The following is a 26,085-nucleotide window of genomic DNA, read 5'->3' as shown; positions in this document are numbered from 1 at the left end:
GTTTATCAATATGTGATCAAATCCAAGCTAATTAATTGATCTGAGACAATAGTACATTTCAATTACCCCCTTAGAGGTATTTATACAAATGTGTCAAAAACTACAATTTATTTATTGATAAATGACACTTTGTTAACGGGAAATGTGACTGAATGGTCGATCTGTCCAAACGACGCTTGTTTAGCCGCAAAGTGGTACACGACGAAACGGTACGTCTACCTTGGTTATCCAACCCAGCAGCCTTCACCGATTTATGTACTCAGTGTGGCGCCTGCATTAAGTCTTGCGAAACCAACATCATTATTAAAGGTGATGGCGGTTTCCCTCAGGTCGATTTTACTCGCGATGAATGCACCTTCTGTTACGCCTGCGCTGAAGTTTGCCCTGAACCGCTGTTTGAGCCACAAACTGCAACCCCTTGGCATGCTAAAGCAGACATTGGCGATAACTGCCTCGCTCACAGTAATGTGGAGTGTAGAGCATGCAGTGATATGTGTGATTCGCTCGCGATCCAATTTCAATTGGAAATCGGCAAAGTCGCCCAACCCAAACTGAATACTGAGCAATGCAACGGCTGTGGCGCGTGTGTCGCTGTCTGTCCGACTTCATCTATCAATGTGAGCCATCAAACCGCCAATCATTAAGCGGTCAAAACGAGAATAATAAATGTCGTTAAACGAAGTACACATCTCGAGTTTAGTCGTTCATGTCGCCCCGCAACACCTTGAGGCGATTAAAGCGCAAATTACATTATTCGACAATGCCGAAATTTATGGCGATAGCCCTGAAGGCAAGATTGTTGTAGTGCTTGAAACCGAAAACCAAGGTTTCATCACTGACACGATTGAAGCCATCAACAACCTACCTAACGTGCTGAGCACTGTGCTGGTCTATCACCAAATCGAATCTGGCCTCAACGATGTTGAGCCAAACACTGGAAAACAACAATCCCAACTAGAGGATGAAGCATGAAAATGACAAGACGTGCGTTTGTTAAAGCAAACGCAGCGGCATCAGCTGCCGCAGTCGCTGGTATTACTCTACCCGCTTCTGCGACTAACCTGATTGCAAGCTCGGACAAAACCAAAATTACCTGGGACAAAGCACCTTGTCGTTTTTGCGGTACAGGTTGTTCTGTTCTAGTGGGTACACAAAATGGCAAAGTGGTTGCGACTCAAGGTGACCCTGAAGCACCAGTAAACAAAGGCCTTAACTGTATCAAAGGTTATTTCCTTTCTAAGATCATGTACGGTGAAGATCGCCTAACTCAACCTCTGCTACGTATGAAAGATGGCAAGTTCCATAAAGATGGTGAATTTGCGCCAGTTTCTTGGGACACCGCTTTCGATGTAATGGCAGAGAAGTGGAAACATGCGCTGAAGAAACAAGGCCCAACCGGTGTAGGTATGTTTGGTTCTGGTCAGTGGACAGTAATGGAAGGCTACGCTGCTGCGAAAATGATGAAAGCGGGCTTTCGTTCAAACAACATTGACCCTAACGCTCGTCACTGTATGGCTTCGGCTGTGGGCGCTTTCATGCGTAGCTTTGGTATTGATGAACCAATGGGTTGTTATGATGACTTCGAAAACGCGGACTCGTTCGTGCTTTGGGGTTCAAACATGGCAGAAATGCACCCTGTACTTTGGACACGTATCACTGACCGCCGTTTAAGTCACCCTCATGTAAAAGTGAACGTGCTTTCTACTTATTACCATCGTTCTTTCGAGTTGGCGGATAAAGGTTACATCTTTGAACCGCAAACCGACTTGGCAATCGCCAACTTCATCGCGAATTACATCATCGAAAATGACGCGGTAAACTGGGATTTCGTCAACAAACACACTAACTTCAAACAAGCAGAGACCGACATCGGTTACGGTTTGCGTGATGACGACCCACTACAAAAAGCGGCGGCTCACCCTAACTCAGGCAAAATGACCTCAATCAGCTTCGAAGAATACAAGAAGTCGGTTGCGCCATACACGGCAGAAAAAGCTTCAGAAATGTCAGGGGTTGAAGTTGATAAACTGATCGAGCTAGCGAAGCAATACGCCGATCCAAACACCAAAGTGATGTCACTATGGACAATGGGCATGAACCAGCACACTCGTGGTGTTTGGATGAACAGCCTAATTTACAACATTCACTTACTAACCGGTAAAATCGCAACTCCGGGTAACAGCCCATTCTCTTTGACTGGCCAACCTTCAGCTTGTGGTACTGCCCGTGAGGTAGGTACATTCTCTCACCGCCTACCAGCAGATATGGTTGTTGCCAATCCGAAACACCGTAAGATCGCGGAAGGCATTTGGAACATTCCTGACGGTGTCATCCCTCCTAAACCGGGTTTCCACGCCGTTGTGCAAGACCGTAAACTTCGTGACGGCAAACTGAACGCCTATTGGGTAATGTGTAATAACAACATGCAAGCAGGTCCAAACATCAACAACGAACGTTTGCCGGGCTACCGCAACCCAGAAAACTTTATTGTATGTTCTGACCCATACCCAACCGCTACTGCGCAAGCGGCTGACCTTGTACTACCAACAGCAATGTGGATTGAAAAAGAAGGCGCATACGGCAACGCTGAGCGTCGTACTCAAGCATGGTACCAACAAGTTGAAACAGTCGGTGAAGCAAAATCAGACCTTTGGCAAGTAATGGAGTTCTCTAAACGCTTCAAGATGGAAGAAGTTTGGACAGAAGAGCAACTGGCTAAAGCACCGCAATACCGCGGTAAAACCATGTACGACATGCTATTTGCTAACGGTAGCGTTGATAAATTCCCTATCGAAGAAGCAAATGAATTGAACGATGACGCCCATCACTTTGGCTACTACGTTCAAAAAGGTCTATTTGAGGAATACGCTCAGTTCGGTCGCGGCCATGGCCACGATTTAGCACCGTATGATCGTTACCACGAAGTACGCGGTTTACGTTGGCCGGTAGTAGACGGCAAAGAAACACTTTGGCGCTACAAAGAAGGCTCAGATCCCTATGCAAAAGCGGGTTCAGGTTGGGACTTCTACGGTAAGCCAGACGGCAAGGCTTTGATCATCTCAGCACCTTATGAAGCGCCACCGGAGTCACCTGATTCTGAGTTTGATATGTGGCTATGTACTGGCCGTGTGCTTGAACATTGGCACACCGGTACTATGACGCGACGCGTACCTGAGTTGTATAAAGCGGTACCTGATGCTGTCTGCTACATGCACCCAGACGATGCGAAGAAACGTAACGTTCGTCGTGGTGAAGAAGTTCTTATTTCTAACAAGCGCGGTGAAGTACGCGTTCGTGTAGAAACCCGTGGCCGTAACCGTCCACCACAAGGCTTAGTGTTTGTGCCGTTCTTCGACGCACGCATTCTAATTAACAAACTGATTCTTGATGCAACCGATCCGCTTTCTAAGCAGACCGACTTTAAGAAGTGTCCAGTGAAGATTGCAAAAGTCGTTTAAAGCGACATGAATGCGAGCCCTACCCCTTGCTGGGTGGGGCTACACCGGAAGTAAGCCATTAGGCGGAGAATTAACAATGAAAAAAATCATCCTCGCACTGCTATCTATCAGTGCCCTTAGTTTAGCCAGTGTTACCGTTGCACAAGTTGAGCTTGATAATCCAGGCGGTATTGGTGGCCTAGAGTCCCTACGCGGCGCAAGTGAGTTAGAAGACACTCGTGCTGCAGATGAGTTTAAAAAATACCCGCGTGAGCACGAAGTAGATAGTAGTTATGTGTATCAGCCACCATTGATCCCTCACAACATTCGCAGCTATGAAGTATCGCTAAATGCAAACAAGTGTCTTGCTTGTCATAGCTGGAAAAATGCAAAAGAGATGAACGCGACCAAAATCAGTGTGACTCACTACGTAAACCGTGAAGACGCTGTACTTGCTGACATGTCACCGCGTCGCTACTTCTGTTTGCAATGTCACGTTCCACAAGCGGATGCAAAACCTTTAATTAAAAATGACTTTGAAAGCGTCGATTCACTTCATTGATCGTATAAAGTAAAAAGAGGCGATTTATGAAACTACTAAAAACATTTTGGAAACGATTGATTAGTCCTAGTAAGGCCGCTGTTGGTGTGGTTTTATTCATGGGTTTCTCAGGCGGTTTGCTGTTTTGGGGCGCGTTCAACACAGGTATGGAAGCGACCAATACCGAGGAGTTTTGCTCTGGCTGTCACGCTCCTATCGTTGCGGAAATTCAAGAGACGATTCACTACTCTAACCGCTCAGGCGTTCGTGCCATCTGTTCAGATTGTCACGTACCTCATGAGTGGACAGATAAGATCGTTCGTAAGGTTCAGGCATCAAAAGAGTTGTTTGCGCATTACGTATTGAAAACCATCGACACCCCGGAAAAGTTCCAACAGCGCCGAGCACACCTCGCGGAGCGGGAATGGTCGAGACTGAAAAAGAACGACTCATTAGAGTGTCGTAACTGTCACCAGTTTGACTATATGGACTTTTCTGAACAAAGTGAACGCAGTGCCAAACAACACTCTACAGCGCTTGCGAATGGCGATAAAACTTGTGTAGATTGTCACAAAGGTATTGCACACAAACTGCCAGACATGCACGGCGTTGAAGGCTGGCAATAGGAGAAAGCTAAATGAGTACATTAGAGTCGGTGATTTGGCATATCTTAGGCTACAGCGCGATGCCGTTTATCATCCTTTCAGGCTTCGTAGCCGTCGCAGCCATCTGCGTTTGGATATTGTCACTAGGCAAAGACAAACACGCTGAGTAACGATAAAGCTCTCTTCTTGTCACAGAAGAGAGCTTTTTTAATAAACATTAACAATATCAATAACTAAACCTTGATCTAATACCACTCTCTATTGATCATCCACGTAATCTTTCATGCCTTATATGCACATCCTTTTATACTGATCGCATTTACCACCACCATTGCAACTTGGCCATCGTCTCAATAGTTAAACGCTTCCAAAATGGAGTGGCACTGATGCACTTCGCTTTATTTTTTGGAGGTTTACATGAAGTTAAAAGCTCTTTTAGTGGCCGCTATTGCTAGCGTCTCCTTTTCTGCGCTTGCCCAACCCACGCTGAATTTTATTGACGCCACGCAAGGGGCAATAGAGCTAAGCAAAAATGATGATTTTATGGTTCGCCTTAGCCAGTTTGATATGGAAGCTAGGATGAAAACCATCGATCACGTATCGAAGCCCGAATTTAAGCGCTTCATTCGTCAAAACACATTAGACTGGACAGAACAAGACAAAGCTTACGTAAACCAAGCCTACGCTGAGTTACAAACTGAACTAAGCAAATACCCGCTAAACTTACCTGCACAGATTAAAATGATACTCACCACAGGTGCAGAAGAAGGCACCGCGGCGTACACGCGCGGTACCTCGATCATTTTGCAGCGCGACAAATTAACATTGGGGCGCGAGCTTAAACGCATCATGGCTCATGAGATTTTCCATTTATACACTCGTCATAACCCAGTTAAGAAAGACGAAATGTATAACGCGATTGGCTTTAAGTATGATGGTGAAATCGAATTTCCAGATGACCTAGAAGATCGAAAGATCACTAACCCAGATGCACCAGTTAACGACTACTCTATTTTTATTTCACACAACCAACAGCCTATTTGGGCAATGCCAATTCTTTACTCTGTGTCTGAAAAATACGACTTAGAAAAAGGCGGGGAATTCTTCAACTACCTACTGTTTAAGTTCTTAATCGTTGCTGATGAGCACGGTAACTGGACTTACGATGAAGATCACCCAGTCATTGTCGACCCAAGTGAGGTGGAAGGTTTTTACGAGCAAATTGGTTACAACACCAATTACACCATTCATCCAGAAGAAATCTTAGCAGACAACTTTGCACTGCTTATTCTCAATGTTACTCCTGTTAACTCTCCGGAGTTACTAGAGAAAATGAAGTATATTTTGCTTAACTAATAGTAAAACCGCCTCGTTAAATTGCGAGGCGGTTTTTCTTAGCTGAATTACTGTGCTGAGACTTGCCAGTCGCCGCCCAGCGCTTTAAATAGTCCCACGGTAACTTGTGCTGTTTGCAGCTTTGCAGCCACTTGCCTATCTTCAATCACGCGGCTTTGTCGCTGTGCATCCAGTACTGACAAATGATCAATCAAACCGGCTCTATAGAGTGATTTGGCTTTATTCACTGCATGCTTAGAAGCAAGAACGGCATCTTGCATGCGAGCTTCATTTTCCTGACTTCGCCCATAAGCAAATAGCATAGAATCAACCTCTGCAACCGCAGCATTTACTGAATGTTGGTAGCCAAGTGCTGCACTTTCAAATCTCGCTTGGTTAATATCCACCATGGCTTCACCTCGGCCGCCATCAAACACATTCCAATGTACGCCCGCAGAGCCCACCCAACCAAATGAGTCACTGCTAAACAGGTCACCAAAACTGCTCGCTGAAACACCGGGTGCACCAGTTAGGAAGAACTTCGGATAACGATTTGCGATACTTGCAGCCAACTCTTGGTTTATCGCCGCCATCTCGCGCTCAGCTATTTGAATGTCTGGTCGTCGCTGCAACAGTTCAGATGGCAACCCTACCGGAATCACGCCCTTTATATCATGTAAGCCTTCATCACTCGCTAAACGGATATCCACCGCACTTAACGGTTCACCGAGTAGCGTGGCTAAGCGCTGCTTATGCGCTTGTTGCGCGATTTCTAATTGAGGTAGTAATGATTCAGTTGCTGCTAACATGGTTTGCGCTTGAGCAAGATCCAAATCTGAGCCATAGCCGCTACGCACCACCTTCTCAATCAGTCGCATTGTCTTCGCCTGATCATCTAAGTTTGCTTTAACCAACTCGATACGACGCTCTGCCCCACGATACTGTAAGTAGTTGTGCACCAAATCCGCGCTAATTAATGTCACCAAACCGTTTTGGTAGATTTGTGCTTGCTCTACTCGAATAGCGGCAGCGTTGGCTTGATGATCGATTCGGTTAAACAAATCGACTTCCCAAGCGATTGAAGCCCCAACGAAACCACCATCATGATCTGCCTCTAACAAAGTCATATTGCCAAGTGCTGGAGGTAGATTGGCCACGCTATCGCCAATGGGATTCAACGCTGGCCCCATCAGCGAATCGTTCTTACTAAGCTGATAGTTGAAATAACCCGCCCCAACACTCACCGTCGGCACTTTGAATGACTCAACGACCGATTGATAACCTTGAGCCATTTTTATCCGTTGAGCCGCCACTTGCAGCGGAATGTTTTGCTGCTGCACATCTTCAATCATGGTGTTTAGCGTTTCATCTTCAAATTGACGCCACCAATGATTGCTGTCAATCGTCTGGTTTTCGCTTGCTGTATAGAGATAGCTTTCAACCAAGGTTGTCGTTTCAAACGTTTCCTGTTGATCATAATCTGGTGCGATAGAACACCCTGATAAAATCACAGCTAACGCAATAGGAGTAAGACTTAACGCCTTGCTAAGCTGTTTTACTTTATTGCTCATTGAATCGCTCCTGTTGTCGTTACTTTATACTCGACGGCTTTTAGTGGTTTAGGCTCATCTTTATAAGCCAATCGATACAAGGCAGGCATAACAAATAACGAGAGAACAGTCGCTGCCGCTAGGCCACCAATAATGGTTGCAGCCATTTGGTCAAACAGAAGATCGCTAAGCAGTGGAATCATACCTAACGCAGTGGTTAGCGCCCCCATTGAGATCGCCATGGTTCTGTTGATGGTTGCATGTTTAATCGCATCAGAAAGCGTACGACCTTGGCTTCTTTCGAGTTCGATTTGATCCATCAGCACGATGCCATTCTTAATAATCATCCCCATCAACGTAATCGCACCAATTAATGCCATGAAACCAAACGGCTTTCCGAACCCAAGCATCGCAAAAGTTGCACCGGTCGCAGCCAACGGAATGGTGGACAAAATAATCACGGGTTGTTTAAAGCCATTGAACATCGCAACCAGAATAATCACCATAATTAACATCGCTTTTGGTAGTTGCTTGAGTATGTCCGAGACTGCTTTGTACTCATCGTAATACTCACCACCCCACTCCAGTGTGTAACCCGCAGGTAGCTCAATCGCTTCGATTTGGTCTTTAATCGCATTGCGCACTTGTGCCGGAGTTGTGCTGCGCTCAACACCTGCTTGCGCAGTAATGGTTTTTACTCTGTCACGACGCCAAATCATGCTCTCTTCTGTGGTCAGTTCGAATCCATCAATCACTTGGCCTAGAGGCACTGAATGAACGCCCAGTAAGGACTTAACCGGTAACGTCTCCAAAGAACCCATATTTTGCTCGGTAGCTCGTAGCTGAATTGGAATCAATTCATCATTTAGGTTCATCTGACCTAATGGCATACCATCAGAAGCACGCTTTAGAGCAAAAGCAATATCCGCTCGATTGATACCAGCTCGGCGAGCTTTGTCTTGATTGACAATCGGCTTTAACACTTTGCTTTGTTGGCGCCAATCATCCCGAACGTACTTGGCATCAGGGTGAGTACGCATAATCGCTTTTGCTTGATTGGCTAAGCCATGTAATACCGCTTCATCTGGCCCAGAGAACCTCGCTTCCACTGCATATTTGTCAGCGGTTGCCAGTTTTAACGCTCTAAAGCGCGGCTCTGCCTCAGTAAAGTTTTCGGCTATCCATTGATCACCTCGTTCGACCAAGCTAGAGATAGCGTGATAATCAGTAGTGTTAATTAGAATTTGGCCGTAAGCAGGATCAAGTGGCTCTGGCTCGACCGTCACGGAGAAGCGTGGCACACTCGCACCAATCGAAGTCGAAATGCTCTCCACTTCTGGTTGCTCAAGTAACCAACGCTCGATTTTCTTCATGTCCGCTGAGGTCTGCTCAATCTTAGCGCCGTTCGGCAGCCAGTAATCGAAAAATACGACTGGTCGGTCTGACTGAGGAATGAAGTTAATCGCAACGTAAGGCACTGCAAAGCCCGTCACGATAACAAGCGGAATCAACGTCAGTAGAGCTTTCTTTGGGTTATCCACGGTCCAATGAACGCAGCGTTTGTAACCCGCTAAGCGATCCTTTGTACTCTTAGTACTTGGCTTAATAAACAACCAACACATCAAAATGGTAAAGGTCATCGCCACTAACCAAGAGAGCAACAGCGAAGAGGCAATAATGTAGAATACTGAGCCAGCAAATTCCGCAGCATCCGTTTTTGAAAACAGCACGGGACTTGCGCCCATGATGGCTATCACGGTTGCACCAAATAATGGCAAAGCAGTTTCTTTTACCGATTCAAGCGCGGCTTGAGTGCGTTCAACACCTTTATTCAGCTTAGCAATCATCATATCGGTAATCACGATGGCATTATCCACCAGCATACCGAGAGCCAAGATAAACGTACCTAAAGAGACACGGTGTAAATCGATACTTGCGATATTCATGTAGATTAGGGTCAATAAAATGGTAAGCAGCAAGCTTGACCCAACAATAGTCGCACTTTTAAAGCCCATGAAGACAAGCAATACGATAAATACAATGCCGACACTCTCGAGCAGATTACCAACAAAATCATCGATGGACTTCTGCACTTCGTCAGGCTGATATGCCACCGTAGAAATCTCTACGCCGAGAGGTAACGTTGCTTGATAGTCATTGATAATGGTGCGAATGGTATCGCCCAAAGACACAACGTTTATCCCCGGAACAGGGCTCACTGCGAGCGTGACTGATTGTTCACCGTTGTAGCGGTTTTCCGTCATAGCAGGCGTTTGATAACCCATGGTCACATCAGCAATATCGCCTAAACGAATCATGCCTGTACCAATCGAACTCACGCCACCTTTGATCATCAGGTTTTCAACGTCTTGAATCGATTGCAACTCGCTACTTTGATTAACTCGAATTCTCTCCGTACCCACATCAAACTGACCCGCTTCAAAAGTCATATTCTGATTGTTTAGCTGACTCCAGACCTGAGCCATAGAAAGCCCATACTTCGACAAACGCTCATTAGGAATATCGATAAAAACGGTACGTGGTCTCACGCCATGCAGTTCCACTTTCTTGATGCCATCGACCGCTTTTATGCGACGTTGCAGCTCTTCTGAGTAACGGCGTAACTCATCTGGCTTGGCATCATCGCCATGCACGGCGAAAAGCATGCCGTACACTTCAGAGAACTCATCTTGAACAATGGAAATCTGCGCGGTTGCTGGCAATAACAACTTCACGTCATTCACTTTTCGGCGCAGTAAATCCCATTGCTGTGGTAGCTGCTCTGAATTGAGACTCTCTTTGATATCAACAAACACCATAGACATCCCCGGGCGCGAGAGCGAACGCAGTCGATTGAGCTCAGCCATCTCTTGTAACTTGGTTTCTATGGTATCAGTGACTTGGCTTTCTACCTCTTGTGCTGACGCCCCAGGATACAGGGTAACAACAACTGCGGTTTTAACCGTGAAGGTTGGATCTTCCAATTTGCCTAAATCAAAATAGGAATAGATCCCCGCAATGATGCTTAGCGCGGTGAAAAACAGTAGGAATGTGCGTTGCTTAATAGCAAATTCAGCAAGTTTAATCATTATTTCCCCTTACTGCGTTCGCACAACGATATTGCCGACTTTATCGCCATCAGCTAGGTATTGAGAACCACTCACCACGACTAAGTCACCGCTTTGCATTTCAGCCTGAACGCAAGCTTGGTAAGCATCAATCGAGCGCAAGTTCACCGGCGTTGAAACGATTCTATTTTCACGAACTAAGTTGACGTGCATACTCTGCTTTTCGCCCACTAAGGCAGAATATGGCACACAGTGGTCCTCATTTTCAGAACCTAAAGACGCGCTGACCGATACCACCTTTCCCGGGAACAAACGCTCGTCCCCTTTTTCTAAGGTGTAGGTCACTGTGTAGGTTTGCTTAATAAGATGAGGGATTGGCGCAATTTCAGACACATTGCCTACCAATTCTGTGTTTCCTTGATACCAAGTCACAGCTCCTATTTGGCCTAATTCAAACTCCGAAATTAGGTTTTCTGGTACATCGATATCCACTTCCAACTGCATGTCATTTTGCAACGTCGCAAACGCTACGCCCGGGATAACTTGCTCAAACTTTTCGTTGTTAACACTGCCAACCACACCATCAAATGGCGCTTTAAGCTCGGTATAAGACAACATATCCTTGGCCCGTTGAATATTCTTTTGAACTACTTTTATCGCAGCCAAACTGCGTTCATAACCGCTAATAGCTCGGTCTAAATTGACCGCCGCAATGGCATCATCATTGGTTGCTTGTTTAACACGTTTTAACTCAGCTTTAGCTAGCTTATGAGCCGATTCAGCCTCTAATAGCCTTGCTTCTAATTCTTGAACAGTTACTTGATAATCATGAGGGTCTAACGTTGCAATTATCTGTCCTTTTTTGACCATGTCGCCTTTGCTTACCAACACGCTTTCAATAGTACCGGGAATGCGAAAAGAGAGATCAGCACTATCGATTGCGCCAACGACACCACTAAAGTGTTTTGTCGAACGGCTATCTGGTTCGGCCAATTCGACAACTTGCACCGTTTTAGCTCTTGGAATAATAGGATGATTGTCTTGCGCTTGATTACAACCACTGACCAGTAAGGCTAGCGCTGTAATACAAAAAAATTGGTTTGGTCTTTTCATATCAAATAGCTCCAATGTTGATGGGGCTATCTTACAATCGAACACCGTTCAAATAATCACTCACTATTGTGACTCACTGTCACGAAAATTATGACAATCTACGTAAGAGTTCTGCCAATCAACGATATTCTGTGCATTTCAGCATGACAAAATAGCGCATTCGCGGAAGCACATTGTGGTCAAAAGTCAATTTATAAATTTGTAGTTTCAATCACTAATTTCGTAGCTAAAGCGGAAACTTAGCAGTAATCTGTGCGCCTTCATAACCCGTATGATCGTTCCACGGAGAGTGAACGAATAAAGAGGACATAATGAATCAAGTGCTATCGATTGGCCCTCAGGTATCATTCCTGTTAGCCATGGTTGTGCTTTTTTTAGGTCAGTGGGTAAACAAACAAGTACCACTGCTTCAACGCTTTTCAATTCCTGAACCCATTGTAGGCGGCCTAATCGTTGCCACTGCACTTACCATCGCTCACTTTATTGGCATAGAAGTGCGCTTTGATTTGCCTTTACAAAACACCTTCATGCTGATGTTCTTTGCAACCGTAGGACTCGCTGCAAACTACACTCAACTGATCAAAGGCGGTGTAAAGGTATTTATATTCCTTGCCATTGCTTCAATCTATATCGTGATTCAAAACGCGGTTGGCGTGTCACTTGCCACACTACTCGGGCTCGATCCACTGCTTGGGCTTATTGTAGGCTCAATCACTTTATCTGGCGGGCACGGTACTGGCGCAGCTTGGGCGACGACTTTTCAAGAGCAGTATGGCATCAATAATGTGCTTGAGATTGCGATGGCATCAGCCACCTTCGGCTTAATTATCGGTGGTATCATCGGTGCACCTATGGCGCAGCGTTTGATCAAAAAACACAATCTTAAGAGTGCGTTTGGCAATACACATCAATCGCATAAGCGCTTCCCAGAGCTTGTCACCTACCAAGTGGATGAAGAGGATAAAGTGACCGCGAAACGGGTTGTACATAGCTTGGCGCTTATTCTGCTTTGTGTCACTGGTGCGACCGCATTTAGTGATTGGGTGAGCAGTTTCGGCATTCGCTATCTTATGATTCCTGACTTTGTCTATGCGCTATTTCTTGGTGTCATCATTACCAACACTTTGGAAGTCAGCAAAGTCAGTAAGCTCGATGTAGAGACCGTAGATATGCTGGGGACAGTGTCATTGTCGCTGTTCCTTGCAATGGCATTAATGAGCTTAAAGCTGTGGAACATATTCGATCTCGCATTACCATTGCTGCTCATCCTATGTATTCAATCGATTTTACTCGGTTTGTTTGCGACTTATGTAACCTACCGTTTTATGGGACGAAACTATGATGCAGCAATTATTGCTAGCGGACATTGTGGTTTTGGCTTGGGAGCAACACCGACTGCTGTGATGAACATGGGGACCTTAGTCAATCGCCACGGACCGTCACCACAAGCTTTCCTTGTTGTGCCTATCGTCGGTGCCTTTTTTATCGACATCGTTAACCTGATCATCTTACAAGGCTACATCGCGTTAATGTAACCTTTAAGTATTGCTCCCTAAAATGGGAGCAATACTTTCTACTTTAAAGCTGCCTCATGCGCTTTCTGATATTAAGCCCTACTGCTCTGGATGGTAGAAACCATCACTTTATCCATGAGTGAAACATTGCCTTGTTACCGTGCCCCACTTATGGTCTTCGTATATATCTTCAACGAAATTGTCAGCCGTGTAATCACCGACGACATCACGCCAAAAACTTATTGCATGATCTGCACCCGCGACTTGTTTGATTTCCCATGAACCGCCGAGCTGCTTAAACAGGCTGGAAATAAATCGCTTACCAACTTTGTTCTTACGAAAACAAGGCAGTACGTAGAAATCGCAAATTTCATACGCCTTCGGTGACTTCTCATCAATTGCCGTAAGCGCGGCGGGTAGACCGTCCAAGTAAAGCAAATACCCAGTAACAGTGCCTTTAAGCTGCGGGTAAACCTCAAACACACCATTTTCGTCTGGCTTGTCATCGATGATTCGAGAAAACTCTGCGCCATAGCCTTGATAAAGATTGGCATAGACATGGATATTACTGTCGTCTACTTTCACTATGTTCATCATGAAATCTCCATGATTGATTAACCGTTCTCTTCATATTAGCGTCTCTTCGCTTTAGAGAGAATCACCATTTACTACTGCAATGCACTTTAGTTCGCTAACCAAAGAGCAGCAAAAAAACGTTATTACACGTACTTTCACTGAGAAAATGTAAATCGAAAATTCAACCAATGGCCTTAATCAATAAAGGTCGGTACAGCTAAGTAAAACTATTATTTAAACTGCCACTAACAACTTATTGAACGAGAACCCCACATAAAAAATAGCAGTAATATACATTTACTCCGCCGCTAATGAAGACTAGCGCTTGTACTGAGTAGGTGTGACTGCTACTAATTTTTTAAAATGCCGATGGAAGTGACTTTGATCATTAAACCCTAATTCAGTAGCCACCGAGACGATATTGTCCCCTTTTTTAAGCAACGTTTTTGCTTCATTAATTCTCATGGTTATTTGCATTGCATGAGGCGTAATACCATAAGATTTTTTAAACGCATGAATTAAGTGGAACTCACTTAACCCAGCATTTTTAGCTATCTCTCTGATAGAAATATTATTCTTAAAATTAGCTAATATAAAATCATGGGCTCTGACGACATTTTCCTTTGGGCCCGAATCGTCGACGTTTAAAGCGTTGGCATTACTAAACAAGTTAGAGAAAAACGTAATGCTTTCTTCCTCTACTTTCATGCTATCAACATCATTTATAATCGAGTCTGCCAAAGATTGAAACTGGTTATAAAGCAACGGGGAAGTTGTATGAATAGCGGAAAATGGGATAAAACTTTTAGTTGGATTGTCTACAATCATTGATTGAACGTCGCCCATCCATTTCGGGCACACGTACAGCATTTTATAGCTCCAATTGGCATTTTGTACCGGATTACATGAATGCACCGCCATCGGATTTACTATGACCAAAGAACCCGCTTCAATTTTACATTCGATATTGTTATTGAAATAGTCACTTTGACCACTGTCTACCACACCAACAGAAAACTCTTCATGAGTATGCTTTCCATAACAAGCGTATGAATTTTTAGAACAACGCAGCTCTAATGGGACGGAATTAGGCCGATAAAATTGTTGTTTAACCATTGAGGTAAACTCTGTATCAACTGGATAGGAAAAAAGTATATATAACCGTTAGCGCCAGTAGTAGTGCCATAAACACATTAAACAGCCGAAACTGCTTAGGTGTCTCTAAAATCGCGCTAATGGCAACCCCAAGTTTTGCCCAGACTGAAATCGATATATAGCAAACAACAAAAAATATCACGCAAAATAGACTTAACATCCAAATCCCAGCATCGTGCCCAGTATAGAAAACCGAAATACCCGCTAGAGAAACAATCCATGCTTTAGGGTTCAACCACTGACACATGATTCCTTGTAAGAGAGACGGTGCAGTTCGACTACCTTTGCATTCTTCATTATTAATGGAGGGTTCTTGTGTTGCGACTTTGTAGGCAAGGTATAGTAAAAAGCTCCCTCCGACGTATGTCACCTCCTTCGCTAAATTTGATATCTCAATCATCATCAGAGACAAACTAAGTCCAAATAAAAACAAAATTGAAACGAAGCCAAGCGTTGCGCCGATAATATGCGGTACTGTACGAGCATAGCCATGATTAGCGCCTGTAACCGTCGCGATAATATTTACGGGACCAGGGGAAATCGAGGTAACCAAGGCGAAAACTGCCATAGGGATTAATAGTGAAGTCATCGTGTAGCCCTTTATTCAAACGTACGCTACACAATAAAACTCTCGCTTAGACGAGTATTGTACAAAACTGTTATTTACACCTTGTTCTTCAAACGTGGTCTTAAATGTAATAAGTACTTTTCCCCGCTAAGAATCACTCGTTAATTCAACTTAGGGATCTCCGCTAGCAAATGCTCTATCAATTGGCGGCTAACATGGCTTAGGGTTTTTGGCTGCGGATACAGCAGATAACCATGTTCGTTTCTAGCCACTTGATCGGTCAATAACGGCACAAGCTCACCAGAACTAAGCTGCTGCTTAACCAGAACTTTAGGTAAGAAAGCGATGCCACGCCCTTTAAGCGTCGCGTCTTTTATGAACGCCACGCTATTTGCTATGAACTTAGATTGAACTCGAACACTTTCATTTGAAAACGGCCATTCTTGATCCACTTCACCGGTAGGCCAACGAAAACACAACGCATGATGCTGCGCGATATCGCTTACCGATTTCGGTTCGCCAAATTGCTCAATATACTGAGGTGACGCTACTAAGCAGCGATCTAACTGCAATACTTGCCTTGCAACTAAATCTGAATCGACCAATGCCCCGCCGTGAAACGCAAAGTCTAACCCCTGTTGGTACATATCGATAAAACCATTTTGAATCACACGGATATCAACCTCGACCTCAGGATGACGGTCGAGAAACTCGAATAAAATTGGCTGCAACAGATCGTGGGTTTCAGGCAAGATCCCGAACTTAACCTTGCCCTTTAAGGTATTAGTATCACGGACGATGGTCTGATTGAGGCTATCAAAACGCTCTAATATTTGGCGAAGTTCTTGGTAATACGCTTCGCCTTGATGGGTTAGAGATAGGCTACGCGTCGTGCGATGAAACATAGGCACACCTATGTCAGTTTCTAAGGTGTTAATCCTACGGCTGACATTCGCCCTAGGTAAATCAAGCGCATTCGCCGCCGCAGTAAAGCTGCCTAGTTCTACTACTTTCACCAGTAACTTCAAATCATCGATTTTCAAACGCTTAGCCTCTCACTATTGTGTTGAAGCAGTGTAAAGCTAGGGGTTATACAATGCGAGGGCTTGGATCAAGTTTGCTTTAGAGAGATTCTATATGCTGCAAGTAATACTCTGCTCGCTGCAATATCGCTTGTTGTGCAGGCTCTGGCATGTTGTCCCAAGAGCGAAAAATCATGCCCATTCTTGGGTTATTACCTATGCTTGGGCGATGCTTAACCATAAAGCGCCAATATAGGCTATTTAATGGGCATGCATTCTCTTCAGATTTGAGCTTTTGGTTGTAGTGACAGCCTTTGCAGTAGTCGCTCATTCTTTGAATGTATGCACCACTAGCAGCATACGGCTTAGTCCACACAATACCGCCATCAGCAAACAATGCCATGCCGCGAGTGTTGGGCATTTCTACCCATTCTATTGCGTCAATGTAGACGCCAAGGTACCACTCATCAACTTGGTCTGGCTCAATCTCAGTAAGCAGACAAAAATTCCCTGTTACCATTAAACGCTGAATATGATGAGCATAGGCATAATCGAGAGACTGAGTGATCGCTTGGTTTAAACAGCTCATCTTAGTCTGACCATGCCAAAAGTAATCGGGCAATTTTCTACTGGCTGCAAGGGAGTTGATCGAACCATAATTTGGCATATTCGCCCAGTAAATTGCGCGAATGTACTCTCGCCAACCAATAATTTGCCTGACAAAGCCTTCGATCTGAGCGAGATCGATACGAGCATCGCAACTGTAAGCCGACAAAGCCGCATCAACCACTTCTTTAGGCGAGAGGAGCTTGGTATTGAGCGCGAACGACAATCGACTGTGATATAAGCTCCATTGTGTGGGCGAGTTTTTGGTCATTGCATCTTGAAACTGACCAAATTTTGGCAAACATACGCGGCAGAAATGAGCGAGCAGACTTAAACTTTGCGCGCGGTTGATGGGCCATAACAGCATCCTTTCAGGCTGCCCGATGGTACTCACCTCGTGTCTCTCTAACCGTAGTAGAATATCCCCAACATCATTGCTGAACATGAGAGGTTCAGGCAACTCACCAAGATCGTTTGCTTTTAGTTTATTGCGATTATTCGCATCGAAATTCCATTTACCACCAAAGGGCTTGCCATCTTCAACTAAAATGCCATAGCGCTTGCGCATTCGGCGATAAAACGGTTCCATTACAGTGCGTTTATTGGGTTGAAAGTGCGCTGAGATTTCATCAAACGGCAGCATAAAATGTTCGCTATCAACGCAGTTAATGTGGCAGTTTTCTAACTCCAGCGATTTCATACTTTCGAGCAGTCGATATTCGTCTGGTCGTTGGTATTCAAATTGCGTTGCAGAGTGTTGCTGCACGACTTCACCAATTAAATGATTCAAATTTTTGTATTTGCTGCTTTCATCAAGGCTTAAATGCAACACATGATGACCTTCTTGTTGCAAGGCTATAGAAAACGCCTCCATGGCAGCAAAGAATGCACACACTTTTTGCACATGGTGTTTCACGTAGCCAGTCTCTTGTTTTAGCTCCGCAATGAGGTACAAGGTAGAGGGATCTACCTGATTAAACCAAGTGTGATTATGATTAAGCTGGTCACCGAGAATCAGTCGTACCCGAGTTATATTCACTGTAAGCCTCGCTTCATGTTCGCTTCTACTGGCCAGTCGACCATATCGACACTGTCTATCACTTCAGTCTTCCCAATATGATTATACTCAGAGCCACACCATTTCATGATGAATTGACGTTCAGGATCGTAAAATTCGGTTTGCTTAGCGATATCAAAACGTCGTAGGCCTCGAGGGTCAGCGCCTACTCCTGCCAGATACTGCCAATTACCCCAATTGGATGACACATCATAGTCTATCAATTGAGTCTCAAAATATGCGGCTCCATAGCGCCAATCTAATTGCAGTTCATTAACTAAACAACTCGCGACAATTTGCCTACCTCGATTAGACATAAAACCCGTTTGATTGAGCTGGCGCATACAAGCGTTAACCAAAGGAAAGGCCGTCGCACCTTGTTTCCACTGTTGAAAACGCTGAGCGTAGAAACTGGTTAACGGCGACGTTTTCTTTATGCCACTAAACTTAAACAACTTGCTACCATGCTTTCGGCTATACCAATAGAAATACTCGCGCCACAGAAGTTCAAACTCTATCCAAGCGGTTGAGTCATTCGTGCCATGACAAGCCTCGAAAATCCTGAGTTTACGTAATATCGTTTGTGGAGACACACAGCCAAGCGCCAACCAAGGAGAAAACTGCGTAGAATTGCCCTCACCCTCTAAGGCATTGCGCGTCTGCTTGTAATGCAATGCAAAATCTTGTTCAAAGTAGCGTTCCAAATGATTCAATCCGGCTTGCTCTCCGCCAAGGAAATCGGAACCACCACAATGAAAACCGCTTATTCTTATCTCACCCGATAAAGAAATGCGCTTTGGTAGGCTAAACAGAACCTCATGGGCGTTTAAAGGTATGCTCGATTCCACACGCCTCCTAAACTTGGAAAACGTGTCTAAATCCCCTTCTCTAAGCAGAGGTAGATGATTTTCATCAAACAGCATTCGATTGTTAACGCTTACTACCTTGAGGTTAGGGAAATAGTGTGTGAGCTTTTCAATCACTCGCTTCTCATTCCATCCAGCAAAGTCGTCACAATAAAGGTGAGTGATATCTAAGGAGCTGATTAACTTATATAGGTGCTTGAAGGGTTCATGAGCGAAAGTGTGGAGCTTTTGACCATAATCTTGCAGTGCGTGGTTGAAATCGTAAATCGTTTGTTTGATGAACTTATCTTTGTTACGACCGATCCTCGTCACACCAGCATAGTGTTGTAAGAACGGCGTAACACCTGGCAAATAGTGGACGATCGCCAACTCATCCACTTCATTCGTTTTATTGAGCAGTGGGTTTTCTTTTACCCGAAAATCATTGGTAACCCAGTAAATTCCACGTTTTTTCATTCACTGCTCTCCTTTTTTATTCACTTAAATGAATACGAAAGACAAAGGAGAACAGCTCATAAGTAATAAACAAAATGTACAGCGCACCTCACAAATATTCCTAAGTATCAGTGCGTTAAATTTATAAAATACATCTCATAATCCTGAATATGGTTGATATGAGATGTTAAAAGTCATCAACAACGATAAGCATGAACTCCTGCTTTCCGTTAAACGCACACGAGAACTGTTTAAAGCAATCCTGATGTGTTGGTCAATCGCCATCATTGCTTGGGTTCTTTTTACCTACCCGCAAGCAAAAGCCTACGTAATAGACACCTTGCAGCATTTACAGCGTGGCGGCAGCCTCAACGCTCGTGTAATGACCATTGTTATCATTGGTATCGCGCTTATTATTCATACCATTAACACTCTCGCGACTATAGAAAGAGCCATTCTTGGCCATAGTTACCGGTTCGATAATAAAAAATCCGAGATTTACTTTGGTAAACGCAGACTTTATAGCTACTTCGATATTCAGAGTTTTGAAATCAGCGAAGCGAAAAAAGAACACGCGATTCGTTACTCTCTTATCCTCCGTTTACTCAACGGAAAATCACGCGCAATTGAACACAGCTACGATAAAGACGCCATTGAAGAACTGGCTGAACATATCTCTAACGCAATCAGAATTAAGATCAGCCGAAAGAAATCACTCAATTAGCGATTTTAAACTTACCCCTTTCTTAATGACCCTAAACCCCAAACTATAGAAGGCCAAAATTAATGAGTGCAGTCTATATCGCCTCTCAAAATAGCGAACAACTTATCCTTATTCGTTCCCGTTGGCGACAGCTAAAGCGTTGTGTCATGTTTGGCGGGTTCGTTATTGTTTGGTGGTGGATTCTGCTCGATGCCTCCCTTATCGGCCAAGAGTTACAGCTAAGATGGCAACACTATGAGGCTCTAAAGAAAGACGATTTCATCCTTTTCGCGATCAGTTCATTGTTCGCCTTTGCAGGAATCATCATCGTACTGAAATTGCTTAATGACGTACGTAAGCTTATCTTTGGTCAGCGTTATGAGCTTTACCGATATAGCAGTGACGTCCTATTGAATGGTAAAAAACTGTTCAGCAAATACGACCTTAAACGAGTACGTGTCGAGATTACTTACGATGAAGGCGCTCCCAGCACCGCCTATTTGTACTTAGAGCCTAAACAGGGTCGAGACCATACGGTTGAGGAAAGCTCAGACCGCGACAAAATCCACCAGTTGGCGCAAGCAATATCTGACACATTAATGATTGAACTTGTCGTACAGGATGTTCGTTAACGTATTACCATTGCGATTAGCATTGCTTCAAAGTTATCTAATACGCGAGTGATAGCAACACCATCATAAGTGACCATGACAATCGATGGTTCGCCATCATTGACATCGTTGTAATCCAAACACAGAAGATCCCCGTTTTCACACACAAACGGAATAAGTTTTCGTAAGTCTCTGCCGTTAAGCTCACTCGCATGGTAATCGTCAGTAAAGCAGTCTACTAAAGTACTTAATTGTGTATCGTATGCATTACTCCCCGGAGCGATAAACCCTTCAAACAAACTCAAACCCGTCAGGCGATTTTCAAACTCAAACTCGACAAACGGAGAACAAATCGCCCCATCTTTACGCGCGGACGGGTAGAGAAAGTCTGCTCCTGCAGCAAATCCACCACATTGGTTTATGAAGTCGATAAACATACTCGGCAGTTCGATCTGCAAATCATTCTTTAACGCTGTAATGAATGCCTCTGGAATAGGTTCTTCACTAGGAACAAACTGGAACTTCTCAAGATTAGGGTTAGCTCGCGCGATTGGCGAATCTTGTCCAAAAACTTCGTTGAAAGTGGTGATTTGTGGTGCAGACATGGAGATAACTTTCTTTAAATCATAGGGATAGACGAATATATACAGCCAAGTAGCAATTGTCGAGCGAGGCACATCAAACATCGCTGATTATTTTTACCCATAACTTAAGATACAATGACAGCAACTTAACCTTGTTACCACATAGGCGGTTATGAGCACCTCTGACATCCAACAAACCATCGCCAATTTCACCTCTATTGAGCAGGCTCTGGACTACTTTGAAATTGGCTACGACAGCAAGTTCATTGCTGCAAACCGCATAGAGCTGGTAAAACGCTTTAATGGTTATGTAATTCTGACCAAACCGGACGATTGGTTTTCTGGAAGGCGGGCACTGAAAAACGCCTATTGCAAAGTACAACGCTCCAAACTTAATAAGCAAACTCGCCAAGCATGTCGAGGCTGTACTACTTGCCAACGGCGCTAGAGTTTAATTTGATGCAACTTACGGAGAAGTTAACGATGACAAGGCTTACGCACAATCTTTCCCTGCTCAGCACTTTATGTTTCACACTATCTCACTCGGCAATTGCGGACAACGAACTCAACACTTCCCTAACTAACGCAATTCATGAAACACCCTATTCAGCTGTATTAAAATACACCAAAGTAGATGTGGTTGAAGAAGAACACGACGATAAGCATATCTACCATGCACAAGTGGTCGAGACGTTTCGCGGTGAAACACACGATAACATCGAATTTGTCGGTTATTTTGAAAAAGGAGAGAAGACAGAATTAGACACAAATCCCGTGATAGTGACTCTATGCTTAGACAATGGTATTTACTACTGGCCCGGAACTGGTGCTCAGTTTCCTGCCAACCCAGAGACAATGGCATTAAGTCATCAAACAGCGTTGGACATCGATAGTAAGCAAACTGAGTTTGTCCAATGCCCTTAAACCGATTACCAACCGCTTAAGGACAAATTAACACGCGCTTTGGTTCTGATACAAAGACGCTAACTATCTCATCTAATACCTAATTAGCGTTGGCAACTTTCAAACCCCAAAGCAGGATCAAGGTAAAACATCTTCTTCCAACCTTGAGTTTCTGACGTGATAAGCCACGGATATGGCAGCAAAGTTACGACGGAATAATGCAGGTGAGCGGGTTTACCCACCGCGTTTCCTGTTGTGCCTACCCCGCCAATCTGTTGTCCTTTATCCACCCAAAAGCTAAGTTTCGATTCAATGTCACTCAAGTGCGCGTAATAGTGCAAACGCCATTTAGGCCCAAGCATTAATACTACCTTTCCACCTTTTGCGAGTTCACCTTTAAACAACACAAACCCTGATGCTGCGGCAATGGCTGGGGTGTTTTCTGTGGCAAAAACATCGATACCCTTGTGCACTCCAGAAGAACCCCACGGCTCGAACCAAAATGTTTTGGGATTCCAGTCATGACAACTGGCATTTTTAACTGGAATAACCGTTTGACTAGGAAGTGCCAAGCCAATCAATAACACGGCGAATAGGCAAACCGACAGTTTAAGCTTCACTCTCTAAATCCTTTTGCGTGATTGAGAAGGTAACTAAACCGTCCGCATCATAAACAACGGTGTCACTTGGTTGCATACCTAACTTTTTAAGCAACTTCACTGATGCTTGGTTCTCTTCAACGGCAACACCAAATATGCGCTTAATGTCCGTGTTGGTTAATGTATATTCAACCGATACTTTTGCTGCTTCATACGCATAGCCAAAACCTTGATAACTTTCGAGCAGGCCATAGCGAATATCAGGCACCTGACTATCAGTGGTGTATTCCACACCCGCATAGCCAATTTTCACCCTTGGATCAGACTTTAAAAACAGAATAAACGTGCCAAAACCATGTCGCCAATGCGCGACTTTTTTCGGTACATAGTTTTTAATATAATCATCACTAAATGGCTGACCACCCGGTAGATAACGGGTTATTTTCGGGCACGAGAGTAACTCAGTATAAACATCAATATCTTGTTGTGTAACCGGCTTTAGAATCAGCCTCTCCGTCTCTAACATATCCTTTTTGTCACAGTTCCATGTCGTTAACTTTGATATCAGCGGTATCACTTAAAGCAATCAGGATATTGGCAATAGAGCCGTTAGAACATATTCCCTATCCTTTTGAATCCATGACTATATATAACTCGTGATTGAATACAAACTTTGCCCACAACAGATAGATAAAATGAGAGCGTCTTTAAAGAATCGTCTATAAAAAATTAAACCTTAACGAGATGTTCAAAGAATTCGAATTACATCATCAACAACCTCTCATTCTATCCTCTGTCGAGATGCTTACACTAAAGTCATCAACAATGACCAGTGAAGCAGTCAACAAGGAGCAAGCTTATGATTACCGTCCGTCATGCTCAAGACAGAGGCCAAGCAAACTTTGGCTGGCTAGATAGCAAACATACTTTTTCTTTCGGTCACTATTACGACCCTGCTCAAATGGGCTTTTCTTCCCTCAGAGTGATCAATGACGACATCGTTGAGCCATCGGCCGGATTTGATACTCATGGCCATAAAGATATGGAAATAATCAGCTATGTACTTGAAGGGATAATTGAGCACAAAGACAGCGAAGGCAATATCCAAAGCTTACCCGCGGGCGAATTTCAGCTGATGTCTGCTGGAAGTGGCATTTATCACAGTGAGTACAATGGCTCGCCACAAGACAAGTTGCACTTTCTTCAAATTTGGATTCAACCTAATGTGGTTGGACAAAAGCCCGGGTATCAACAGAAAGACTTCGGTGCTAACAATGGCTTAACCACAATCGCAACGCCTACAGGTGAAAATGGCACACTGCATATAAAGCAAGACGCCACGTTATATCAGCTCGTCTTAGAGCCAGAGCAAGAACTAGAGTTGCCTATCAATGGCGAACGCAATATCTACGTACACCAAATATCGGGTGACTTGTCTGTTGATGACGTGGTTTTGCACGCTGGCGATGGTGCCAAGATAGAACAACAAGCTCACATTACTCTGCAGAACAGCGGGCAACAAACCATCAAAGCTTTGATCTTTGATTTACCATAGCAAATTTACGAGTTGATTCGATAGCCCAAGCACAGTGCTAAACCAAGACTGGCGCTCACTGAGAAAATAGATTTAGTGAGCGCTAGTGGCACTATCGACGAACTTTTCGCATTTATCCCTTAGCCCTGATTTAACCCGGGTATCCTTTAATCACTTCACTCGTTTTACCCTTTACTCTTGGCTGATAACCCTTACAATTGACGCCAACGAAGAATTTCCAAGGTTAATCCCATGTCAATCCAATGGTTTCCGGGCCACATACATTGAATTCCAATGACATCTAAAACAACCCACTAAATCAATACAATTCAAAGACTTAACTAAAAACCACAGTCTTAGCACGTCCTATTAAAGCTCACCACTTCTTACTTGTTTTGTACCCCACAATGTACCCCATTACTTTAAACTACTGTATACTCCCCCAAAATTTTTTGAGGGTTTCACATGCCGAAACAGACCGTCAGACTGTCTGACAAAGAAATCAAGAATGCTGAGATTAGAGGTAAGGAGTATATTCTTGCTGATGGGAATGGGCTCAATATTCGCATCCGTCCCAATGGTACAAAATCATGGCAGTTTAGGTACAGTGACCCTGTAACCAAGACAGTTAAGAAGCTATCTCTTGGTTCTTATCCATCTCTAAAACTAACAGATGCCAGAAAAATCTCTCAAGAACACCGTAATCTCATCGCCAATGGAATCGACCCCAAAGGACATATTGAGAAACTCAAACTAGAGGCCATTCGTCAAGAAACCAATACCTTTTTCGCAGTAGCTGAAGAGTGGTTTCGAAGAAAGAAAAAAACCGTCAGCACTAATCATGCAGAACGTATCTGGCGGACATTAGAGCTTTACGCTTTTCCCCATTTTGGTAGAACATCAATTTCGTCCATCACTCGTTTGAGTGCAGTTCAGGCTTTACGGCCACTAGAGAACGACCAAAAACTATCGACAATCAAGCGAATTTGCCAATCTCTAAATCAAATCATGGAATACGGTGTTGATAGCGGCATTATCAATGCTAACCCACTGACCCGCATGATTAATGCGTTCGAAAAACATGAAGTAAAACACATGCCCACAATCCGACCCGAGTTATTAAACCGGTTATTAAAGCAACTACAAGATAACGCTAACATTCGCCAGAAAACTAAACTGTTAATTCTTTGGCAGCTTCATACAATGACGCGACCAAAAGAAGCAGCTAGAGCGCGTTGGAGAGATATCGACCTGAACCAGAAATGCTGGACTATTCCTCCTGCGGAAATGAAACGTGGGAAAGAACATAGAGTGCCACTAACAGACGCTACGATTGAGATTTTGTCGCAAATGCGGCTTCAGAGTGAGGAGCATGAATACGTGTTCCCGAGTGAGCGTAATTCATCAAGCCATATAAGCCTGTACACAGCAAATGCAGCTCTAAAGCGAAGCCTCGGCTTCAAAGATGAACTTGTTGCTCACGGTTTGCGATCTATCGCCTCTACAGCGATGCACGAGCAAGGCTTCGATACTTTGCATATAGAAGCCTGTTTGTCACACTCAGATCAAAATGAAACCAGAGCTAGCTACAATCGCTCTGATTTCTATGAACAAAGAAAAGAGATCATGGAATGGTGGAGTGATTACATTCTAGAGGCTAAGTCTCGATACAATGAATAACTCTAAAGTAGTTCACCAAAAAG

26 protein-coding genes are annotated in these 26,085 nt (G+C 44.1%); 14 read left to right on the top strand and 12 right to left on the bottom strand.

Annotated features, from left to right (window positions below):
• The first annotated feature begins 152 nt into the window (after nt 1-152).
• The 7 genes from napF to OH461_RS07795 all read left to right on the top strand — a co-directional run bounded on the left by napF (nt 153) and on the right by OH461_RS07795 (nt 5,939).
• Nucleotides 153-644, top strand: a complete 492-nt coding sequence (gene napF, locus OH461_RS07825) for a ferredoxin-type protein NapF (RefSeq protein ID WP_270020076.1) — start codon at nt 153-155, stop codon at nt 642-644.
• Between the two features lie 22 nt (nt 645-666).
• Nucleotides 667-972: a chaperone NapD gene (locus tag OH461_RS07820; RefSeq protein WP_270020075.1), complete on the top strand. Its 306-nt coding sequence runs from the start codon at nt 667-669 to the stop codon at nt 970-972.
• The gene (gene napA, locus OH461_RS07815; protein ID WP_270020074.1) at nt 969-3,458 is read left to right on the top strand and encodes a periplasmic nitrate reductase subunit alpha; all 2,490 of its coding nucleotides are present in this window, start codon (nt 969-971) and stop codon (nt 3,456-3,458) included. Before OH461_RS07820 ends, napA begins: the two co-directional genes overlap by 4 nt.
• A gap of 76 nt (nt 3,459-3,534) precedes the next feature.
• Nucleotides 3,535-3,999, top strand: a complete 465-nt coding sequence (locus OH461_RS07810) for a nitrate reductase cytochrome c-type subunit (protein ID WP_270020073.1) — start codon at nt 3,535-3,537, stop codon at nt 3,997-3,999.
• Nucleotides 4,000-4,025: 26 nt separating this feature from the next.
• Nucleotides 4,026-4,604 (top strand): NapC/NirT family cytochrome c, encoded by a 579-nt coding sequence (locus OH461_RS07805; RefSeq protein ID WP_270020072.1) that lies wholly within the window; start codon nt 4,026-4,028, stop codon nt 4,602-4,604.
• Nucleotides 4,605-4,615: 11 nt separating this feature from the next.
• Nucleotides 4,616-4,753 carry a TIGR02808 family protein gene (locus tag OH461_RS07800; RefSeq protein ID WP_270020071.1) on the top strand — a complete coding sequence of 46 codons (138 nt, stop codon included), beginning with the start codon at nt 4,616-4,618 and terminating at the stop codon, nt 4,751-4,753.
• Between the two features lie 247 nt (nt 4,754-5,000).
• Nucleotides 5,001-5,939: a hypothetical protein gene (locus OH461_RS07795; protein ID WP_270020070.1), complete on the top strand. Its 939-nt coding sequence runs from the start codon at nt 5,001-5,003 to the stop codon at nt 5,937-5,939.
• Between the two features lie 47 nt (nt 5,940-5,986).
• On the opposite strand, the gene OH461_RS07790 is transcribed toward OH461_RS07795, so the two are convergent.
• The 3 genes from OH461_RS07790 to OH461_RS07780 are packed head-to-tail and all read right to left on the bottom strand — an operon-like array spanning nt 5,987 to nt 11,649.
• Nucleotides 5,987-7,489, bottom strand: a complete 1,503-nt coding sequence (locus OH461_RS07790; RefSeq protein ID WP_270020069.1) for an efflux transporter outer membrane subunit — start codon at nt 7,487-7,489, stop codon at nt 5,987-5,989.
• Entirely contained in the window at nt 7,486-10,557 is a 3,072-nt protein-coding gene (locus OH461_RS07785; RefSeq protein ID WP_270020068.1) for an efflux RND transporter permease subunit, read from the bottom strand. Before OH461_RS07785 ends, OH461_RS07790 begins: the two co-directional genes overlap by 4 nt.
• Before the next feature lie 9 nt (nt 10,558-10,566).
• Nucleotides 10,567-11,649, bottom strand: a complete 1,083-nt coding sequence (locus OH461_RS07780) for an efflux RND transporter periplasmic adaptor subunit (protein WP_270020067.1) — start codon at nt 11,647-11,649, stop codon at nt 10,567-10,569.
• 311 nt (nt 11,650-11,960) lie between these two features.
• Here OH461_RS07780 and gltS point away from each other — a divergent pair, with 311 nt between their 5' ends.
• Nucleotides 11,961-13,184, top strand: coding sequence for a sodium/glutamate symporter (gene gltS, locus OH461_RS07775; RefSeq protein WP_270020066.1), 1,224 nt, complete (start codon nt 11,961-11,963; stop codon nt 13,182-13,184).
• A gap of 108 nt (nt 13,185-13,292) precedes the next feature.
• Here gltS and OH461_RS07770 read toward each other — a convergent pair whose 3' ends face one another.
• From OH461_RS07770 to OH461_RS07745, 6 genes are all read right to left on the bottom strand, one after another.
• The gene (locus OH461_RS07770; protein WP_270020289.1) at nt 13,293-13,757 is read right to left on the bottom strand and encodes a GNAT family N-acetyltransferase; all 465 of its coding nucleotides are present in this window, start codon (nt 13,755-13,757) and stop codon (nt 13,293-13,295) included.
• Nucleotides 13,758-14,057: 300 nt separating this feature from the next.
• Nucleotides 14,058-14,855, bottom strand: a complete 798-nt coding sequence (locus OH461_RS07765; protein WP_270020065.1) for an AraC family transcriptional regulator — start codon at nt 14,853-14,855, stop codon at nt 14,058-14,060.
• A 16-nt stretch (nt 14,856-14,871) separates the two neighbouring features.
• The gene (locus OH461_RS07760) at nt 14,872-15,483 is read right to left on the bottom strand and encodes a LysE family translocator (protein WP_270020064.1); all 612 of its coding nucleotides are present in this window, start codon (nt 15,481-15,483) and stop codon (nt 14,872-14,874) included.
• A gap of 140 nt (nt 15,484-15,623) precedes the next feature.
• Entirely contained in the window at nt 15,624-16,505 is an 882-nt protein-coding gene (locus OH461_RS07755; RefSeq protein WP_270020063.1) for a LysR family transcriptional regulator, read from the bottom strand.
• A 79-nt stretch (nt 16,506-16,584) separates the two neighbouring features.
• On the bottom strand, nt 16,585-18,129 hold the full coding sequence (locus tag OH461_RS07750; RefSeq protein WP_270020062.1) for a cryptochrome/photolyase family protein: 1,545 nt from the start codon (nt 18,127-18,129) through the stop codon (nt 16,585-16,587).
• Nucleotides 18,126-19,469, bottom strand: coding sequence for a DASH family cryptochrome (locus tag OH461_RS07745; protein WP_270020061.1), 1,344 nt, complete (start codon nt 19,467-19,469; stop codon nt 18,126-18,128). Before OH461_RS07745 ends, OH461_RS07750 begins: the two co-directional genes overlap by 4 nt.
• Nucleotides 19,470-19,632: 163 nt before the next feature.
• Between OH461_RS07745 and OH461_RS07740 the strand changes: the two genes are divergently transcribed.
• Entirely contained in the window at nt 19,633-20,172 is a 540-nt protein-coding gene (locus OH461_RS07740; protein WP_270020060.1) for a hypothetical protein, read from the top strand.
• Between the two features lie 62 nt (nt 20,173-20,234).
• Nucleotides 20,235-20,783: a hypothetical protein gene (locus tag OH461_RS07735; protein ID WP_270020059.1), complete on the top strand. Its 549-nt coding sequence runs from the start codon at nt 20,235-20,237 to the stop codon at nt 20,781-20,783.
• Here the strand turns inward: OH461_RS07735 and OH461_RS07730 are convergent.
• Nucleotides 20,780-21,367 (bottom strand): SMI1/KNR4 family protein, encoded by a 588-nt coding sequence (locus OH461_RS07730; protein ID WP_270020058.1) that lies wholly within the window; start codon nt 21,365-21,367, stop codon nt 20,780-20,782. The genes OH461_RS07735 and OH461_RS07730 overlap by 4 nt on opposite strands.
• Nucleotides 21,368-21,518: 151 nt before the next feature.
• Here OH461_RS07730 and OH461_RS07725 point away from each other — a divergent pair, with 151 nt between their 5' ends.
• Both OH461_RS07725 and OH461_RS07720 read left to right on the top strand, forming a co-directional pair.
• Entirely contained in the window at nt 21,519-21,794 is a 276-nt protein-coding gene (locus OH461_RS07725) for a nitrogenase-stabilizing/protective protein NifW (protein WP_270020057.1), read from the top strand.
• A gap of 35 nt (nt 21,795-21,829) precedes the next feature.
• Nucleotides 21,830-22,270 carry a hypothetical protein gene (locus OH461_RS07720; protein ID WP_270020056.1) on the top strand — a complete coding sequence of 147 codons (441 nt, stop codon included), beginning with the start codon at nt 21,830-21,832 and terminating at the stop codon, nt 22,268-22,270.
• A gap of 83 nt (nt 22,271-22,353) precedes the next feature.
• Here OH461_RS07720 and OH461_RS07715 read toward each other — a convergent pair whose 3' ends face one another.
• A complete protein-coding gene (locus tag OH461_RS07715; protein WP_270020055.1) occupies nt 22,354-22,869 on the bottom strand; it encodes a M23 family metallopeptidase in 516 nt (171 codons plus the stop codon).
• Nucleotides 22,859-23,374, bottom strand: a complete 516-nt coding sequence (locus OH461_RS07710; protein WP_270020054.1) for a GNAT family N-acetyltransferase — start codon at nt 23,372-23,374, stop codon at nt 22,859-22,861. Before OH461_RS07710 ends, OH461_RS07715 begins: the two co-directional genes overlap by 11 nt.
• A gap of 333 nt (nt 23,375-23,707) precedes the next feature.
• Here OH461_RS07710 and OH461_RS07705 point away from each other — a divergent pair, with 333 nt between their 5' ends.
• Complete coding sequence (locus OH461_RS07705) at nt 23,708-24,403, top strand: pirin family protein (protein WP_270020053.1); 696 nt, start codon at nt 23,708-23,710, stop codon at nt 24,401-24,403.
• A 444-nt stretch (nt 24,404-24,847) separates the two neighbouring features.
• On the top strand, nt 24,848-26,062 hold the full coding sequence (locus OH461_RS07700) for a tyrosine-type recombinase/integrase (RefSeq protein WP_270020052.1): 1,215 nt from the start codon (nt 24,848-24,850) through the stop codon (nt 26,060-26,062).
• Nucleotides 26,063-26,085: the final 23 nt, after the last annotated feature.

This window comes from Vibrio sp. LaRot3 (assembly GCF_027587025.1).
GTDB lineage: Bacteria > Pseudomonadota > Gammaproteobacteria > Enterobacterales > Vibrionaceae > Vibrio.
This window is presented reverse-complemented; position numbering and strand designations above follow the sequence as displayed.

What these genes read in the sequence shown, in the direction of transcription:
- napF (WP_270020076.1), top strand. Translation starts at nt 153, where the DNA reads ATGGTCGATCTGTCCAAACGACGCTTGTTTAGCCGCAAAGTGGTACAC.
- OH461_RS07820 (WP_270020075.1), top strand. Translation starts at nt 667, where the DNA reads ATGTCGTTAAACGAAGTACACATCTCGAGTTTAGTCGTTCATGTCGCC.
- napA (WP_270020074.1), top strand. Translation starts at nt 969, where the DNA reads ATGAAAATGACAAGACGTGCGTTTGTTAAAGCAAACGCAGCGGCATCA.
- OH461_RS07810 (WP_270020073.1), top strand. Translation starts at nt 3,535, where the DNA reads ATGAAAAAAATCATCCTCGCACTGCTATCTATCAGTGCCCTTAGTTTA.
- OH461_RS07805 (WP_270020072.1), top strand. Translation starts at nt 4,026, where the DNA reads ATGAAACTACTAAAAACATTTTGGAAACGATTGATTAGTCCTAGTAAG.
- OH461_RS07800 (WP_270020071.1), top strand. Translation starts at nt 4,616, where the DNA reads ATGAGTACATTAGAGTCGGTGATTTGGCATATCTTAGGCTACAGCGCG.
- OH461_RS07795 (WP_270020070.1), top strand. Translation starts at nt 5,001, where the DNA reads ATGAAGTTAAAAGCTCTTTTAGTGGCCGCTATTGCTAGCGTCTCCTTT.
- OH461_RS07790 (WP_270020069.1), bottom strand. Translation starts at nt 7,489, where the DNA reads ATGAGCAATAAAGTAAAACAGCTTAGCAAGGCGTTAAGTCTTACTCCT.
- OH461_RS07785 (WP_270020068.1), bottom strand. Translation starts at nt 10,557, where the DNA reads ATGATTAAACTTGCTGAATTTGCTATTAAGCAACGCACATTCCTACTG.
- OH461_RS07780 (WP_270020067.1), bottom strand. Translation starts at nt 11,649, where the DNA reads ATGAAAAGACCAAACCAATTTTTTTGTATTACAGCGCTAGCCTTACTG.
- gltS (WP_270020066.1), top strand. Translation starts at nt 11,961, where the DNA reads ATGAATCAAGTGCTATCGATTGGCCCTCAGGTATCATTCCTGTTAGCC.
- OH461_RS07770 (WP_270020289.1), bottom strand. Translation starts at nt 13,757, where the DNA reads ATGAACATAGTGAAAGTAGACGACAGTAATATCCATGTCTATGCCAAT.
- OH461_RS07765 (WP_270020065.1), bottom strand. Translation starts at nt 14,855, where the DNA reads ATGGTTAAACAACAATTTTATCGGCCTAATTCCGTCCCATTAGAGCTG.
- OH461_RS07760 (WP_270020064.1), bottom strand. Translation starts at nt 15,483, where the DNA reads ATGACTTCACTATTAATCCCTATGGCAGTTTTCGCCTTGGTTACCTCG.
- OH461_RS07745 (WP_270020061.1), bottom strand. Translation starts at nt 19,469, where the DNA reads ATGAAAAAACGTGGAATTTACTGGGTTACCAATGATTTTCGGGTAAAA.
- OH461_RS07740 (WP_270020060.1), top strand. Translation starts at nt 19,633, where the DNA reads ATGTTAAAAGTCATCAACAACGATAAGCATGAACTCCTGCTTTCCGTT.
- OH461_RS07735 (WP_270020059.1), top strand. Translation starts at nt 20,235, where the DNA reads ATGAGTGCAGTCTATATCGCCTCTCAAAATAGCGAACAACTTATCCTT.
- OH461_RS07730 (WP_270020058.1), bottom strand. Translation starts at nt 21,367, where the DNA reads ATGTCTGCACCACAAATCACCACTTTCAACGAAGTTTTTGGACAAGAT.
- OH461_RS07725 (WP_270020057.1), top strand. Translation starts at nt 21,519, where the DNA reads ATGAGCACCTCTGACATCCAACAAACCATCGCCAATTTCACCTCTATT.
- OH461_RS07720 (WP_270020056.1), top strand. Translation starts at nt 21,830, where the DNA reads ATGACAAGGCTTACGCACAATCTTTCCCTGCTCAGCACTTTATGTTTC.
- OH461_RS07710 (WP_270020054.1), bottom strand. Translation starts at nt 23,374, where the DNA reads ATGTTAGAGACGGAGAGGCTGATTCTAAAGCCGGTTACACAACAAGAT.
- OH461_RS07705 (WP_270020053.1), top strand. Translation starts at nt 23,708, where the DNA reads ATGATTACCGTCCGTCATGCTCAAGACAGAGGCCAAGCAAACTTTGGC.
- OH461_RS07700 (WP_270020052.1), top strand. Translation starts at nt 24,848, where the DNA reads ATGCCGAAACAGACCGTCAGACTGTCTGACAAAGAAATCAAGAATGCT.